At 62.5% G+C, this 15,958-nt stretch carries 14 protein-coding genes; 5 read left to right on the top strand and 9 right to left on the bottom strand.

Translation table 11 applies throughout. From position 1 onward, the window contains the following. Window position 1: 1 nt before the first annotated feature. On the bottom strand, window positions 2-1,444 hold the full coding sequence (gene zwf / locus IEC33019_RS26960; RefSeq protein WP_070093421.1) for a glucose-6-phosphate dehydrogenase: 1,443 nt from the start codon (window positions 1,442-1,444) through the stop codon (window positions 2-4). 104 nt (window positions 1,445-1,548) lie between these two features. Between zwf and hexR the strand changes: the two genes are divergently transcribed. Next, window positions 1,549-2,415 carry a transcriptional regulator HexR gene (gene hexR, locus IEC33019_RS26955; protein WP_043209971.1) on the top strand — a complete coding sequence of 289 codons (867 nt, stop codon included), beginning with the start codon at window positions 1,549-1,551 and terminating at the stop codon, window positions 2,413-2,415. A gap of 193 nt (window positions 2,416-2,608) precedes the next feature. Then, on the top strand, window positions 2,609-2,827 hold the full coding sequence (locus IEC33019_RS26950; protein ID WP_081337485.1) for a PA3496 family putative envelope integrity protein: 219 nt from the start codon (window positions 2,609-2,611) through the stop codon (window positions 2,825-2,827). Here the strand turns inward: IEC33019_RS26950 and IEC33019_RS26945 are convergent. After that, window positions 2,769-3,731: a LysR family transcriptional regulator gene (locus IEC33019_RS26945; protein WP_070093420.1), complete on the bottom strand. Its 963-nt coding sequence runs from the start codon at window positions 3,729-3,731 to the stop codon at window positions 2,769-2,771. The two genes, IEC33019_RS26950 and IEC33019_RS26945, sit on opposite strands and share 59 nt — an antisense overlap. A 189-nt stretch (window positions 3,732-3,920) precedes the next feature. Between IEC33019_RS26945 and IEC33019_RS26940 the strand changes: the two genes are divergently transcribed. Further along, on the top strand, window positions 3,921-5,336 hold the full coding sequence (locus tag IEC33019_RS26940; RefSeq protein WP_070093419.1) for an acetyl-CoA carboxylase biotin carboxylase subunit: 1,416 nt from the start codon (window positions 3,921-3,923) through the stop codon (window positions 5,334-5,336). Between the two features lie 11 nt (window positions 5,337-5,347). Continuing rightward, the gene (oadA, locus tag IEC33019_RS26935) at window positions 5,348-7,156 is read left to right on the top strand and encodes a sodium-extruding oxaloacetate decarboxylase subunit alpha (protein ID WP_070093418.1); all 1,809 of its coding nucleotides are present in this window, start codon (window positions 5,348-5,350) and stop codon (window positions 7,154-7,156) included. 160 nt (window positions 7,157-7,316) lie between these two features. Here oadA and IEC33019_RS26930 read toward each other — a convergent pair whose 3' ends face one another. The 3 genes from IEC33019_RS26930 to IEC33019_RS26920 are packed head-to-tail and all read right to left on the bottom strand — an operon-like array spanning window position 7,317 to window position 9,080. Beyond that, window positions 7,317-7,988: a GNAT family N-acetyltransferase gene (locus IEC33019_RS26930; protein WP_070093417.1), complete on the bottom strand. Its 672-nt coding sequence runs from the start codon at window positions 7,986-7,988 to the stop codon at window positions 7,317-7,319. A gap of 4 nt (window positions 7,989-7,992) precedes the next feature. Further along, window positions 7,993-8,439, bottom strand: coding sequence for a GNAT family N-acetyltransferase (locus IEC33019_RS26925; protein WP_070093416.1), 447 nt, complete (start codon window positions 8,437-8,439; stop codon window positions 7,993-7,995). Window positions 8,440-8,450: 11 nt separating this feature from the next. Beyond that, window positions 8,451-9,080: an FMN-binding negative transcriptional regulator gene (locus IEC33019_RS26920; protein WP_070093415.1), complete on the bottom strand. Its 630-nt coding sequence runs from the start codon at window positions 9,078-9,080 to the stop codon at window positions 8,451-8,453. An 89-nt stretch (window positions 9,081-9,169) separates the two neighbouring features. Here IEC33019_RS26920 and IEC33019_RS26915 point away from each other — a divergent pair, with 89 nt between their 5' ends. Beyond that, window positions 9,170-10,708: a PLP-dependent aminotransferase family protein gene (locus IEC33019_RS26915; RefSeq protein ID WP_070093414.1), complete on the top strand. Its 1,539-nt coding sequence runs from the start codon at window positions 9,170-9,172 to the stop codon at window positions 10,706-10,708. 80 nt (window positions 10,709-10,788) lie between these two features. Here IEC33019_RS26915 and IEC33019_RS26910 read toward each other — a convergent pair whose 3' ends face one another. From IEC33019_RS26910 to aspA, 4 genes are all read right to left on the bottom strand, one after another. Beyond that, window positions 10,789-11,892, bottom strand: a complete 1,104-nt coding sequence (locus IEC33019_RS26910) for a polyamine ABC transporter substrate-binding protein (RefSeq protein ID WP_070093413.1) — start codon at window positions 11,890-11,892, stop codon at window positions 10,789-10,791. After that, window positions 11,892-12,935, bottom strand: coding sequence for a histone deacetylase family protein (locus IEC33019_RS26905; protein ID WP_070093412.1), 1,044 nt, complete (start codon window positions 12,933-12,935; stop codon window positions 11,892-11,894). Before IEC33019_RS26905 ends, IEC33019_RS26910 begins: the two co-directional genes overlap by 1 nt. Before the next feature lie 210 nt (window positions 12,936-13,145). Then, a complete protein-coding gene (locus IEC33019_RS26900) occupies window positions 13,146-14,138 on the bottom strand; it encodes an AraC family transcriptional regulator (RefSeq protein WP_070093411.1) in 993 nt (330 codons plus the stop codon). Window positions 14,139-14,355: 217 nt separating this feature from the next. After that, complete coding sequence (gene aspA / locus IEC33019_RS26895; protein WP_043209948.1) at window positions 14,356-15,780, bottom strand: aspartate ammonia-lyase; 1,425 nt, start codon at window positions 15,778-15,780, stop codon at window positions 14,356-14,358. Window positions 15,781-15,958: the final 178 nt, after the last annotated feature.

The following is a 15,958-nucleotide window of genomic DNA, read 5'->3' as shown; positions in this document are numbered from 1 at the left end:
TTCAGCTATGCCAATGCCTGCCCTGGTGGGCCAGCAGGCTGTTGGCCTGCTCCGGGCCGTTGCTGCCGGCGGGGTAGGGGCGTGGTGCCTGGAAGTGTTCCTCCCAGCCTTGCAGGATCGGGTCGATCCAGGCCCAGGCAGCCTCGACCTCGTCGCGACGCATGAACAACGTCGAGTCGCCCGCGAGCACATCCAGCAGCAGCCGTTCGTAGGCTTCCCAGCGACGGGTCTGGCCGAACACCTGGGCTAGGTTCAGGTCCAGCTCCACCGGCTCCAGGCGCATGCCTTTGCCCGGACTCTTGGTCATCATGCGCAGGCTGATGCGTTCATCGGGTTGCAGCTGGATCAGCAACTGGTTGACCTGCCCGCCACTGAACAGCTCGTGAGGTACGGGCTTGAACTGGATGACGATCTGCGAGGAGCGCCGCGCCATGCGCTTGCCGGTACGCAGGTAGAAGGGCACGCCAGCCCATCGCCAGTTGTCGATCTGTGCCTGCACCGCGACGAAGGTCTCGGTGTCGCTGTCGTTGTCCACGTCCTTTTCGAAGTAGTACGCCGGCACTTCCTGGCCGCCGATCCGACCGGTGCCATACTGCCCGCGCACGGTCTTGTCCTGCACGTCTTGACCGCTAATCGGCTTGAGAGCACGCAGAATCTTCACCTTTTCGTCACGCACCGCCTCGGCCTCGAATTGTGCCGGCGGCTCCATGGCCACCAGGCACAGCAGCTGCAGCAGATGGTTCTGCAGCATGTCCCGGGTCGCGCCCGCACGGTCGTAGTAGGCGCCGCGGTTTTCTACGCCCAATGTCTCGCAGACGCTGATTTGCACGTGGTCGACCTGGCCATTGCGCCATACCGGTTCCAGCAGGGCATTGGCAAAGCGCAGCGCCATGAGGTTCTGCACGGTTTCCTTGCCCAGGTAATGGTCGATGCGAAACACCTGGGACTCGTCGAACACCGCGCCGATCGCCTCGTTGATGGCCGTGGCCGATTCGAGTGAATGGCCGATGGGTTTTTCCAGCACGATCCGCGCCTCGCTGTCGGCCAGGCCTGCGATGCGCAGATGGTTGGCGATCGGCACGAACAGGTTGGGCGCAGTCGCCAGGTAGTAGATGCGCGCCAAGCCTCCAGGCTCGCCCAGATAGCGTGCCAGGCGAACGAAGTCGGCGCTTTGCGAGGCATCCATGGCGAAGTAGTCCAGGCGCGCGCAGAAGCGTCGCCAGACCTCCTCGTCGAAATCCTGGCGGGCGATCTGCGCTCGGCAGTTGCGTTCGGCGAGCTTGAGGTATTCGTCCCGGGGAAGGTTGCGCCGCGCCAGGGCGATGATCCTCACGGCATTGTGCAGGCGAGCCTCGCGATAGAGGTGGTAGAGCGCCGGCAGTAGCTTGTGCAGGGCCAGATCGCCCGAACCGCCGAAGACCAGGATGTCGCAAGGAATAGTCAAAACCACCACTCTCCACATTGGTTTAGCTGGGCGGGTCGCTGGTCATGTAGTATAACTACAAGAAAGCTACATCCCGGCCAGCCGATCATAACCGAGTCCAGCCTGTGAATCTGTTGCAACATATCGCCCAATCGCGCCATTTGCTGCGCAAATCGGAACTGAAAGTGGCCGACCATGTGCTGCTCGATCCGGCTGCCGTCATGCACAGCTCAATGGCCGACCTCGCCCACAGCGTGGGGATCAGCGAGCCGACCATCGTGCGTTTCTGCCGCGCGATCGGTTGCTCGGGCTTCCAGGATCTCAAGCTCAAGCTGGCCCAGAGCCTGGCCGCAGGCGCCAGTTTTGGCCAGTTCGCCATCCATGAAGACGACTCGGTCGCCGATTACAGCCTGAAGATTTTCGATACCACCCTGCACACCCTGATGGAAGTGCGCGAGCACCTCAACCCTCAGGCCCTGCAACAGGCGGTGACGGCCATGGCCCAGGCCCAGCGTGTGGAGTTCTATGGTTTCGGTGCCTCGGGCGCAGTGGCTGCCGATGCCCAGCACAAGTTCTTCCGTCTGTTGCTCAGCGCCGCGGCGTATTCCGACCCGCACATGCAGGCCATGTCGGCGGTGACCCTCAAGCCTGGCGACGTAGCGGTGTGCATTTCCCAGTCGGGCCGTTCCAAGGACCTGTTGATCACCGCCAACCTGGTGCGCGAAAGCGGCGCCAACCTGATTACCCTGTGCCCGAGCCAGACGCCCTTGGCCGAGTTGTCCACCGTCAACCTGGCCATCGACGTGCACGAAGACACCGAAATCTACACCCCTCTGACCTCTCGCATCGCTCACCTGGTCGTGATCGACGTACTGGCCATGGGCGTGGCCATGGCCCGGGGGCCGAGCCTGGTGAACCACCTCAAGAGCGTGAAACGCAGCTTGCGCAGCCTGCGCCTGTCGCCCAAGTCGATCAAGGCGACCGACGACTGACACCGCTGCCTGCGCTGGCTTATTCGGGGTAGACCCGCGCCTAAAGGCATCAGCGCGAACCCTGTGTGGGTTTACCCGCGAAAGGCCCAGAGCAGGCAAAGCAGGTTTCACGGTTTTGTCACCAATCCACAGCCAAACCGTAAACCTTTGCGCCCAACCTGAAGCTCCCCGCATCCTAACTGGGAGACAGGCAATGGCACGTGATCATGACGGTTCGTTCCAACCCACCGCCAAAGCTCGCAAGCAGCAGGAAAAGGACCAGCGCCGCATGGAGTTTCGCCGCGCGATCGAAAGCTACTGCGACCAGCGTCAGTTACTGCGCGAAATCACCGACTACCCCGACCTGCGGGACATCACGGTTTGGCAGGTATCGGCGGCATCTTCCCCGAAAATCGCTCCACAAGCCCGCTGATCTTTGCCCGTTCGTTGCGAATGAACGCAAGGAACGCCAAGGCTACCGGTGATTGCCGTTTGGCCTTGGACTGCACCACGCACCAGCTGCGGTACAGCGGCAGTTCTTCCACCGGTAGCTCCTTGAGCACGCCGGTGGCCAGCTCCAGGTTCAGCGCATGGCGCGTGAGCAGGGCGATGCCCAGGCCTGCGATCACACATTCGCGCTGGGCATCGGCCGAGGCGACCTCCAAGGTCTGGGTGAAGTGCACGCGCTTGTCCTTGAAGTACTCCTCGCAGGCCTTGCGAGTGCCCGAACCCTGCTCTCGGATCAGCAGCGTATGAGGTTCAAGATCCTGCAGGCGCAGTGTCTCCAGCTTGCACAGCGGATGGTCGGGGGGCGCCACGGCTACGATCGGGTTGTTCAGGAACGGCATGAACTCAAGGCCCATGTCCTGGGGCACCATGGACATGATGATCAGGTCGTCGCGGTTATCCGAGAGCCGGCGGATCGCCTGGGCCCGGTTGACCACCGTCAGGGTCAGGTTGACCTCAGGGTGACGTTGCTTGAAGGCGGCGAACAGGTGGGGCACGAAGTATTTGGCGCTGGACTCGATTGCAAGTTTGAGCTGGCCCTGTAGTGAGCCCTGCATGTCCGATAGCTGCATGTCGAGGTTTTCCAGGCGCCCGAAGATGTCCCGGCTGGCACGCTGCAAGGCTTCGGCCGCTTCGGTCAGGTAGAGCTTCTTGCCTACGTACTCGAACAACGGCTGGCCGACCAATTCTTCAAGTTGGCGGATCTGTAGACTTACGGCGGGTTGCGTCAACGCCATTTCCTCTGCCGCCCGGCTGTAGGAGCGCAGATCACACACCTCGTTGAAGATCTGTAACTGACGCAATGTCATACGCATCAATGACTTACGCATTTTTTCCTAAGCCTTCGCAAAACCTTGTTACGGCACTATAAGCTTTTGCTTATGCCGACCCTAACAAATATTGATTTTTGTTTATCAACCTACAGCGATAGGGTTGGTTTGCGACTGGCCAGCAACCTCTGGCCACGCGCCGACCGGTAAACCCGGCTCGTGTGTTCCATCGGCTTTGGGAAGACTCCAGTGATAAAAAAAATCCTGATCGCCAACCGGGGTGAAATCGCAGTTCGGATCGTGCGTGCTTGCGCCGAGATGGGCATTCGCTCTGTGGCGATCTATTCCGACGCCGACCGTCATGCCTTGCACGTCAAGCGCGCCGACGAGGCCTACAGCATCGGTGCCGAGCCTCTGGCCGGTTATCTGAACCCGCGCAAGCTGGTCAACCTGGCCGTGGAAACCGGCTGTGATGCGCTGCATCCAGGTTACGGCTTCCTGTCGGAAAACGCCGAGCTGGCGGAAATCTGTGCCGAGCGTGGCATCAAGTTCATCGGCCCTGCCGCGGACGTCATTCGCCGCATGGGCGACAAGACCGAAGCGCGCCGCACCATGATCCAGGCCGGTGTACCGGTAACCCCCGGTACGGAAGGCAACGTCGCCGACATCCACGAAGCGCTGGCCGAGGGTGACCGCATCGGTTATCCGGTGATGCTCAAGGCCACTTCCGGTGGTGGCGGACGCGGTATCCGTCGCTGCAACAGCCGTGAGGAGCTGGAGCAAGCCTTCCCCCGTGTGATTTCCGAGGCCACCAAGGCCTTCGGCTCGGCGGAAGTGTTCCTGGAAAAATGCATCGTCAACCCCAAGCACATCGAGGCGCAGATCCTGGGTGACAGCTTCGGCAATGTGGTGCACCTGTTCGAGCGCGACTGCTCGATCCAGCGCCGTAACCAAAAGCTCATCGAGATCGCCCCAAGTCCGCAACTGACCCCGGAACAGCGCGCCTACATCGGCGACCTGGCGGTCCGCGCGGCCAAGGCCGTGAACTACGAGAACGCCGGTACCGTGGAGTTCCTGCTCGCCGATGGCGAGGTGTACTTCATGGAGATGAACACCCGCGTGCAGGTAGAACACACCATCACCGAAGAAATCACCGGCATCGACATCGTGCGCGAGCAGATCCGCATCGCTTCGGGCCTGCCGCTGTCGGTCAAGCAGGAAGACATCCAGCACCGTGGCTACGCGTTGCAGTTCCGTATCAACGCCGAAGACCCGAAGAACAACTTCCTGCCCAGCTTCGGCAAGATCACCCGTTACTACGCGCCCGGCGGCCCAGGCGTGCGTACCGACACCGCGATCTACACCGGCTACACCATTCCGCCGTTCTACGACTCCATGTGCCTGAAGCTGGTGGTCTGGGCGTTGACCTGGGAAGAAGCCATGGACCGCGGCCTGCGGGCCCTGGACGACATGCGCGTGCAAGGTGTGAAGACCACCGCCGCGTATTACCAGGAGATCCTGCGCAATCCGGAATTCCGTAGCGGCCAGTTCAACACCAGCTTCGTGGAAAGCCACCCGGAACTGACCAACTACTCGATCAAGCGCAAACCCGAAGAGCTGGCCCTGGCCATCGCCGCCGCCATCGCCGCCCACGCAGGCCTGTGAGGAACCCCATAATGTCCAAGAAAATTCACGTAACCGACACAATCCTGCGCGACGCCCACCAGTCCCTGCTGGCCACCCGCATGCGCACCGAAGACATGCTGCCGATCTGCGACAAGCTCGACAAGGTGGGCTACTGGTCCCTGGAAGTCTGGGGTGGCGCGACCTTCGATGCCTGTGTGCGCTTCCTCAAGGAAGACCCATGGGAGCGTCTGCGCAAGCTGCGCGCCGCACTGCCCAACACCCGCCTGCAAATGCTGCTGCGTGGCCAGAACCTGCTGGGCTACCGCCACTACAGCGACGACGTGGTCAAGGCCTTCGTCGCCAAGGCCGCGGTCAACGGCATCGACGTGTTCCGCATCTTCGATGCCATGAACGACGTGCGTAACCTGCGTGTGGCCATCGAAGCGGTCAAGGCTGCTGGCAAGCACGCCCAGGGCACCATCGCCTACACCACCAGCCCGGTGCATACCATCGACGCCTTCGTTGCCCAGGCCAAGCAGATGGAAGCCATGGGCTGCGACTCGGTGGCGATCAAGGACATGGCCGGCCTGTTGACCCCGTTCGCCACTGGCGAACTGGTCAAGGCGCTGAAGGCCGAGCAGTCGTTGCCGGTGTTCATCCATTCCCACGACACTGCCGGCCTGGCCGCTATGTGCCAGCTCAAGGCTGTGGAAAATGGTGCCGACCACATCGACACCGCGATCTCCAGCTTCGCCTGGGGCACCAGCCACCCAGGTACCGAGTCGATGGTCGCCGCGCTCAAGGGCACCGAGTTCGACACGGGCCTGGACCTGGAGCTGCTGCAGGAGATCGGCCTGTACTTCTATGCCGTACGCAAGAAGTACCACCAGTTCGAAAGCGAGTTCACCGCGGTGGACACCCGCGTGCAGGTCAACCAGGTGCCAGGCGGCATGATTTCCAACCTGGCCAACCAGCTCAAGGAGCAGGGCGCGCTCAGCCGCATGAACGAAGTGCTGGCGGAGATCCCGCGCGTACGTGAAGACCTCGGCTTCCCGCCGCTGGTGACCCCGACCTCGCAGATCGTCGGCACCCAGGCGTTCTTCAACGTGCTGGCTGGCGAGCGCTACAAGACCATCACCAACGAGGTGAAGCTGTACCTTCAGGGCGGTTACGGCAAGGCGCCAGGCGTGGTCAACGAACAACTGCGTCGCCAGGCGATCGGTAGCGAAGAAGTGATCGACGTGCGCCCGGCCGACCTGCTCAAGCCGGAAATGGCCAAGCTGCGCGCCGATATCGGCAACCTGGCCCGCTGCGAGGAAGACGTGCTGACCTTCGCGATGTTCCCGGACATCGGTCGCAAGTTCCTTGAGGAGCGTGAAGCCGGCACCCTGACTCCTGAAGCCCTGCTGCCGATCCCGGAAGCCGGCGCCGTGGCAGGCCCGGGCGGCGAAGGTGTGCCGACCGAGTTCGTCATCGACGTGCACGGCGAGACCTACCGCGTCGATATCACCGGCGTGGGCGTCAAGGCTGAAGGCAAGCGTCACTTCTACCTGTCCATCGACGGCATGCCGGAAGAAGTGGTGTTCGAACCGCTCAACGAGTTCGTCAGCGGCGGCGGCAGCAAGCGCAAGCAGGCCAGCGGCCCAGGCCATGTGAGCACCACCATGCCGGGCAACATCGTCGATGTGCTGGTCAAGGAAGGCGACACCGTCAAGGCTGGCCAGCCGGTGCTGATCACCGAAGCCATGAAGATGGAGACCGAAGTCCAGGCCCCGATCGCCGGCAAGGTCACTGCCATCCACGTGGCCAAAGGCGATCGCGTCACGCCGGGCGAGATCCTGATCGAGATCGAAGGCTGATCGAAGCCTTCGACTACAAGCGGTTTACCTCATGGGGAGCGATAGGCTCCCCTTTTTTTGTGCTGAATCTGTGCGGGATGTTCGCGGGTAAACCCGCTCCCGGAAGGACAATACAGTCCCTGTGGGGGCGGGTTTACCCGCGAAAAGGCTGCCTACATTCTCAGCCTTTACGGCAGGCCTCCAAGGTCTTCACTTGCCCCTCGGGCTGCTGGTTCTCTGCGCTCAACCAGCGCTCGAAGCCTGCCGCAACGCTTGGCCACTCATCATCGGTGATCGAGTACCAGGCCGTATCCCGGTTGTGATCCTTGACCACCATGTGTTTGCGGAAAACCCCCTCGAAGACGAAGCCGAAGCGTTCGGCGGCGCGTTTGGAGCGGGCGTTGGCGTTGTTGCACTTCCACTCCAGACGACGATTGCCCAGGGCAAAACCGAGTTGGCTTAGCAAGTAGACGGCCTCGGTGCCCCGAGGTGTGCGTTGCATGGCGGCGCCGAAAGCGATGTGGCCGATCTCGAAGCGGCCCTGTTCGGGGACGATCGACATGTAGCTCAGGATCCCCTGGACCTGGCCGTTGGCGCGGTCGATCACGCTGTAGAACAGTGGGTCGCGGCCAGCGGCGTTGCCTTCGAGCCAGCGGTCGAAGCTTGAGCGCTCGGTGAAGGGCCCATAGGGGAGGTAGTCCCACAGCACCGGGTCCGAGCCGGGGCCTTGCAGCACCTCCCAGAGGTCATCGCCGTGGCGGGCTGGGTCGAGCTTTTCCAGGCGGATGAAACGCCCTTCGATGGGCTCGGCCTTGGGTGTTGCCGCAGGTTTCCAGTTCAGTGCGTCGGACATGGGCCTACAACCCTTTGCGAAATTGAATGAAGCCCGGCCGTTCGGCGACCTGTTCGTACAGGCGGATGGCGGTGGCATTGGTTTCATGGGTCAGCCAGTGCACCTTGATGCAGTTGGCTGCCTTGGCGGTCGCGTAGACGTGCTCGATCAGTTGGCGACCAATGCCCAAACCACGCTGGTCTGTGTTGACGTACAAATCCTGCAGGTAGCAGGCGTTCTCGATGCTCCAGTTGGAGCGATGATAGATCCAGTTGACCATCCCCACCGCCTTGCCATCGACCCAGGCCAGGGCCGAATGAGTGGGTTCGTTCGCATCCAGCAGGCGCTGCCAGGTGCTGGCGCTGACCTCATCGGCCAATTCGGTTTCGTAGAAGCGCAGGTAGGCCTGCCAGAGGGCGAGCCAGGCGGCATGGTCGTTGGCGCTCACGGGGCGCAGGGTAACGCTGGGCATGGTCTTTTCCTTCAGAGTGGGCGCATATGCGCCGCGAGTTGGTTGTCCAGGTAATCGGTGCTGCTGCCCAGGCCGTCACGTACGCCGGCGATGTCTTGCGCCAAGCGGTTCTGGCTGAGCTTGCGCGCGCCTTGCAGGCGGGCGATGGGCATGCGAATGCCGACGATGGCGCGCAGCATGCCGTCGATGTAGTCGCTGGGGGCGTCGCTCACTTTCCAGGGCTCGATGCGGCCTTGCTCGTGTCGATCGCTCAGGCGGCTGACGATCTCGAGCAGGCGAGGGGCGTCGTGGATTACCTGCACCGCGCCATAGGCATGCACGGCCAGGTAGTTCCAGGTGGGCACGACCTTGGGGTTCTCGGCCTTGCTGGGGTAATAGCTCGGGCTGACATAGGCATCTGCGCCAGGGAATATCAGCAAGGCTTCGCCGCCCTGCTCCAAGACCTGCCACTGGGGGTTGGCCCGGGCCAGGTGGGCATAGACGGTGCCGTACTCGCCTTCAGTGGGATCGAGCAGCACGGGTAGATGGGTGGCTAGCAAGCCGTGTACGCCATGGCTGACCAGGACGGCAAGGCGAGTATCGCGCATTTGCTGATGCAGACGCCCGAGGTCATGTTCCTGGTGGGGTTTGGCGTTGTACATGCGAGGTTCCTTGTCCAATGGCTCCATCCTAGGCAGGCTATTGGTACTCGGTAAGAGCCAATTCAGACTCTTTTTATAGGTCCAATGCCATGAACGAATGTGCCCTCGCGTTGCCCTTCGACCCCACCGGTATCGTGCTCGATCGTCGACGCGGGCTGAGCCAACAGCTTTACCAAGCGTTGCGGGCGCGGGTGCTGGATGGGCGCCTGGGCAGCGGCACGCGTTTGCCTGCCACTCGAGATTTGGCGGCCATGCTGTTGCTGTCGCGCAATAGCGTGGTACGGGCATACGATCAGCTGTATGCCGAGGGCTATATCGAAAGCCGGGTTGGTGACGGTACCTACGTCAGCCAGCTGCCTAAACTATCCACACAGGTATCCACAGGGTTATCCCGGGGGTTATCAACAGGGTTATCCACATTTTCGGCATCTGGTACTGAGGATTTATCCAGTTTAGAGCGCTCGAGCGAGCCTTTGCAGCGCTTGAAAAACAACCACCTTCCCCCGCCCAAGGCTGGCGCGCCGCGAGCTTTTCGCGTCGGCGTGCCGGCTTTCGATTTGTTCCCGTTCGAGGTCTGGGCCAGGTTGCAAGCGGGTTTCTGGCGAAACCCCGACCCTGCCTCATTGGGTTACGGGGACCCGGCGGGGGAGCCGCAACTGCGGGAACTCATCGCGGCGTATTTGCGTCGCTCACGAGGGCTTTCTTGTGGCGCTGAACAAATTGTGATCACCAGTGGTGCCCAGCAGGCCATCAGCCTTTGTGCACAGTTGTTATTGCAGCCAGGCGATGGGGTGGCTGTGGAAAACCCAGGGTACCGAGCGGCCGGCCACACCTTCGCCCTGGCAGGGGCGAAGGTCAGGGGTGTGCCGGTGGATGACGAAGGTATGGATTGCGAGCAGCTGGCGCAGCTTCCCGATTGTCGGATGGCCTATGTCACGCCGGCGCACCAGTATCCCACCGGCGTCACCATGAGCCTGGCCCGGCGCCTATCCTTGCTGGACTGGGCGCAGCGCCAGGATGGCTGGATCATCGAAGACGACTACGACGGCGAGTACCGCTACAGCGGCGCGCCGCTGGCCCCCTTGGCCTCCTTGGACCGGCAGGGGCGGGTGCTCTACGTGGGCACATTCGGCAAGATCGCCTTCCCGGCCCTGCGCCTGGGTTACCTGGTGCTGCCTCGGCAGTTGGTGGAGGCGTTCAGCCAGGGGCGGGCACTGGCAGTGCGCCATTCAGAGGTCGGCACCCAATGCGTCATGGCGCAGTTCATGGCCCAGGGCCATTTCCAGCGGCATATCCGGCGGATGCGCAAGGCGGCACTGGCGCGGCGAAATGTGCTGAAGGCCGGGTGGCCCCAGGATGTGCCAGGACTGGGTGCCATGCCGGAAGTGGCGGCAGGACTGCATGTGAAGGTGGCTGTGGATAACCTTGCGCGTGAGCAGGAGCTGGTCGCTCGGGCGGAGGTGGTGGGCGTTGAGGTCAACCCATTGAGCAGCTACTGGCTCGAGGATGGCAATGTGCCTGTGGATAAGCGCGCCGGACTGGTGCTGGGGTTCGCGGCGGTGCCTGAGGTGCAGATTGCGGATGCACTGATGCGTTTGCGCAGGGCCTGGCGACCGCTTCGCCGGTGAACCCGTTCCCACAGACACAGCGCTGTACTTACAGGCAGCTCCGTATCTGTGGGAGCGGGTTTATCCGCGAAGCATCCAACTCAAGTCCCGGACTTGATGCGTGTCCAGGCCCGGGTGCGCGCCCGTTCGGCTTCGCGTGGCAGTGGCTTGAGGGTATACAGCTTGGCCATCGCTTCGGCAGTCGGGTACAGGTTCGGGTTGTTGCGGATCGCCGGGCTGACTTTGTCGGTGGCGTCCTTGTTCGGGTTGGGGTAGCCGACGAAATCGCTGATCGGCGCGATCACTTCAGGGCGCAGCAGGTAGTTGATGAACGTGTGTGCATCCTCAGGATTGGCGGCGTTCTTGGGGATCGCCAGCATGTCGAACCAGATCGGTGCACCTTCCTTGGGCAGGCGCATGTCTACCACTACGCCATTCTTGGCATCACGTGCGCGGTTGGCGGCCTGGGAGAAGCTACCCGAATACCCCACCGCCACGCAGATATCGCCGTTGGCGATGTCGGCCATGTACTTCGAGGAATGGAAGTAGGTGATGTGCGGGCGGATCTTGAGCATCAGCTCCTCGGCTTTCTTATAGTCAGCCGGCTTCTCGCTGTTCGGTGGCAGCCCCAGGTACTGCAAGGCCAGGGGCAGGATCTCCGAGGGCGAGTCGAGCAGTGCGACACCGCACTGCTTGAGCTTGGCGATGTTCTCTTCCTTGAAGATCAGGTCCCAGCTGTCCACAGGCGCCTTGTCGCCAAGCACCGCCTTGACCTTGTCTGGGTTGAAGCCGATCAGCACGGTGCCGTACATGTACGGCACGGCGAACTTGTTGCCTGGGTCGTTCGCTTCGATCAGCTTCATCAGCGCCGGATCCAGGTGCTGCCAGTTGGGCAGCTTGGTGCGGTCCAGGGGTTGGAACACACCGGCTTCGATCTGTTTGGCAAGGAACACGTTGGAGGGCACGACCACGTCATAGCCTGAGTTGCCGGTGAGCAGCTTGGCTTCCAGGGCTTCGTTGGTGTCGAAGATGTCGTAGATCAGCTTGACGCCGCTGTCCTTCTGGAAGTCCGTCAAGGTCTGCGGCGTGATGTAGTCGAACCAGTTGTACACACGCAGGGTGCGCTGTTCGGCCTGGGCCTGGAGGGCACCGGTGGACAGAGTGGCAGCGATGAACGGGACGAGCAGACGCTTGAGTCGGATCATTACCGGGCTCCTGGCTGGGCATGCTGGAAGCCTTCCAGCACGTTGACTGCGTTGATACCGATTTCTTCAACAGCGTAGCCACCTTCCATCACGAACAAGGTCGGCTTGCCGAGTTGGCCGATACGCTTGCCCATTTCCAGGTAGTCCGGGCTGTCCAGTTTGAACTGGGAGATCGGGTCATCCTTGAAGGTATCCACGCCCAGGGACACCACCACTACGTCCGGTGCGTAGGCTGCGATGCGCTGGCAGGCATCTTCCAAGGCGGCGCTCCAGGCGGCCCAGTCGCTGCCGGCGGGCAATGGATAGTTGATGTTGCAGCCTTCGCCTGCGCCTTCGCCGGTTTCGTCGGCATAACCCAGGAAGAACGGGAACTCATCCTGCGGGTCGCCGTGGATCGAGGCGAAGAACACATCGCCGCGCTGATAGAAGATGTCCTGGGTGCCGTTGCCGTGGTGGTAATCGACGTCGAGGATGGCGACTTTGCGGTGGCCTTGGTCAAGGAACGCCTGGGCAGCGATGGCGGCGTTGTTGAGGTAGCAGTAGCCGCCCATCACTTCGGCCGCCGCGTGGTGTCCTGGTGGGCGGCACAGGGCGAATGCCGAATGGGCGCCTTGCTGGATCGCGGCCTGGGCGGTGAGGGCGACCTGGGCGGCGCTGTAGGCAGCCTGCCAGGTACCGGCGGTGATCGGCGCGCCGGCATCGAAGCTGTAGTAGCCAAGCTCGCCATGCAGGCCGGTCGGCTTGACCTTGCGCAACGTCCGGGCTGGCCAGGTAAAGGGCAGCAGGTCACCTTCCTGGCCCATCTGCGCCCAGCGCGCCCAGGCCCCTTCGAAGAAATCCAGATAATCGGCGCCGTGGACACGCAGCAAGGGTGCGCGGCCAAAATCACGCGGCCCTTCGACAGGGCCGAGGTTGCGCTTCTTGACGCGCTCCAGGACATGGTCGGCGCGCGAAGGCATCTCGAAGCAAGGCATCAACTTGCCGTCGATGAGCTCGCAGCGGCCGTGGTGCAGGCGATGATCATCGGAATAGATCGTCAGCATTTTTATTCTCCGGGTTTACTGGCGTGCCTCATTGTGTGAGGGGGCGTGCCGGTGGAGAACGACGCAAACGGCCAAAAGGGGATCGATGTGGCCAAAGACAGCGTCCGGCGTGGGGGCTTGTTCGCGGGTAAATCCACAGGTACCCCGCTGATTTTGAACTCAGCGCAGTACCTGTGGGAGCGGGTTCACCCGCGAAACGGCCGGCACCGATCAGCCGCGAAAATGGCTGGGCGCCACGCCGCTCCAGCGCTGGAAGGCATGGCGAAAGCTGGCGGTCTCGCTGAAGCCGAGCGTCTCGGCAATGCGGTAGATCGGCATTTGGTCCTCGGCCAGCAACTGCTTGGCCCGCTCGAAGCGCAGCTCGTCGAGTAACTGCTGGTAGCTGCAGCCCAGGGCCTGAAGGTGCCGGCGCAAGGTGCGCGAGGAGCAGTTCATCTGGCGGGCCAGGCCTTCGAGCCCGGGGGCGGCGTCCAGCTGTTTGATCAGCAACTGGCGAATACGCCCCAGCCATGCCTGACGTCCCGTGAACTCCAGGTTCAGCTGGCGGCAGCGCTCGGCCATGGCCTTGTGGGTGATGGGGTCGGCCAAGGGCAGGGGCATGTCGAGCCAGCGGCGCTCGAAGGCAAAGGCATTGTCGTTGGCCTCGAAACCCAGGGGGCACTGGAACGCATCGACATAGAGCGCGTGGTAGTCGGGCCGAGGATGCTCGAAGCGCGCCGCGAGCAGCGGCAGGGGGCGGCCCAGCAGGTCGTCGCAGATGACCTTCAGCGACACCAGGCAGAATTCGGCATTGAAGGCCGCCAGCGCCGGGCTGTCCTGGTAGTCGCTGGCGCTGAACCAGATTCGCTGGCCGTCATCCTCCAGGCGCAACTGAAAGGCTGTGCCCAGCAATGCGGGATAGCGCAGTGCCAAGCGCAGGGCGTCACCCAAAGTGGCACTGGAGAGCAGGGCGTAACCGAGCATCCCGTAGCACGACACATGCATGCGCCGGCCCAGCTCCAGGCCGATCTCTTCGCGAAGGGCCACGGCATTGGCGCACACCTGCAGTTCTTGCTGGGTCGTGATGCGGGCATCGGCATGGCCCAGGTCTGCTGCACCAATGCCGCTGCCGCAAAGTAGCCGCTCGGCGTCGCAGCCTTCTTCCTGGAAGACTTTGAGAATCAGCGAAACCGCATTGAGGGTGGTCAGGTGGCTGTGCAGCATGCTCGGTATCCCGTGGGGCTGGGGAGCATTATGGAGCAAGTTGTGTGCCCGGTTGGTCTTTGGGGCTGCTGAGCAGCCCTTTCGTGGCACAAGGCCGTGAAGCGGCCCCTTGCGGTTTTTGCGCATAAAAAAAGGGCCCGTCGCATGCGCTCGGGCCCTTGAAAGGTTGAGAGGTGTCTAGTCCCTCGACCTGGTGAGACGTTTTACAGCAGCCTGGTTACGCCTTCAGCGGAACCAGACGTGGAGCGATCATGTTTTCCGGACGCAGGATGTCATCGAGCATCGCGTCGTCCAGCAGCTTCTCTTCGCGCACCAGTTCCAGTACGCCGCGGCCGGTTTCCAGGGCAACGCGGGCGATACGGGTGGCGTTCTCGTAGCCGATGTACGGGTTCAGTGCGGTGACCAGGCCGATCGAGTGCTCGACCAGTTCACGGCAGCGCTGTTCGTTGGCAGTGATGCCGACGATGCAGTGCTCGCGCAGCATGTCCATGGCGCGCTGAAGCAGGCGGATGGAGTCGAAGATCTTGTAAGCGATCAGCGGTTCCATGACGTTCAGCTGCAGCTGGCCACCTTCGGCGGCGACGGTCAGGGCCAGGTCGTTGCCCATGATGGCGAAGGCCACCTGGTTGACGGCTTCCGGAATAACCGGGTTGACCTTGCCTGGCATGATCGAGCTGCCTGGCTGGCGCGCCGGCAGGTTGATCTCGTTGATGCCGGTGCGCGGGCCGCTGGACAGCAGGCGCAGGTCGTTGCAGATCTTGGACAGCTTGACTGCGGTGCGCTTGAGCATGCCGGAGAACAGCACGAAGGCGCCCATGTCGGAGGTGGCTTCGATCAGGTCGGCAGCCGGGACCAGCGGCTGGCCGCTGATGGTCGCCAGGCGCTGCACGGCCAGGGCCTGGTAGCCAGGGTCGGCGTTGATGCCGGTGCCGATGGCGGTACCGCCCAGGTTGATTTCGGTCAGCAGTTCCGGAGCCAGCGAGCGCAGGCGCTGCAGGTCTTCGGTCATGGTGGTGGCGAAGGCACGGAATTCTTGGCCCAGGGTCATCGGCACAGCGTCCTGCAGCTGGGTACGACCCATCTTCAGTACGTGGTCGAATTCCTTGCCTTTGGCCGCGAAGGCCTGAATCAGGCTGTCGAGGCTGGCCAGCAGGGCGTCGTGACCCAGCAGCAGACCCAGGCGGATCGCGGTCGGGTAGGCATCGTTGGTCGACTGCGCCATGTTCACGTCGTTGTTCGGGTGCAGGTACTGGTACTCACCCTTCTGGTGGCCCATGACCTCCAGCGCGACGTTGGCGATGACTTCGTTGGCGTTCATGTTGGTGGAGGTACCCGCACCACCTTGGATCATGTCCACAACGAACTGGTCGTGGAATTCGCCACGGATCAGACGGGCGCAGGCCTCGCTGATGGCGGCGTGCTTGGCATCGCTCAGGTGGCCCAGCTCACGGTTGGCGTCGGCAGCGGCCTGCTTGACCATGGCCAGGGCCACGACCAGCTTCGGGTAGTGCGACAGCGGAACACCGGAGAGGTGGAAGTTGTTGGCAGCGCGCAGGGTCTGGATGCCGTAGTAGGCATCGGCAGGGACTTCAAGGGTACCAAGCAGGTCTTTTTCGACGCGGAACGATGCAGCGGAGGACATGACGGATATCATCTCGATTTAAACCCGGCACCTGCCGGAATGCCGCTAATCCTAGGCCTGCCCGGATTTTGCGGCCAATGCTGTTGCACGCTAACCTATGCACAAACGGCATACCGATTCATGTGACGCCAATTGACAAACGAGCGTGTTCCATTTTGGTGCGCGCTGGGAGACCCGC

It is taken from the genome of Pseudomonas putida, from assembly GCF_002741075.1.
Taxonomy (GTDB): Bacteria; Pseudomonadota; Gammaproteobacteria; order Pseudomonadales; family Pseudomonadaceae; genus Aquipseudomonas; species Aquipseudomonas putida_T.
The sequence above is the reverse complement of the archived record's forward strand: the minus strand, read 5'-3'. Positions and strand labels throughout refer to the sequence as shown.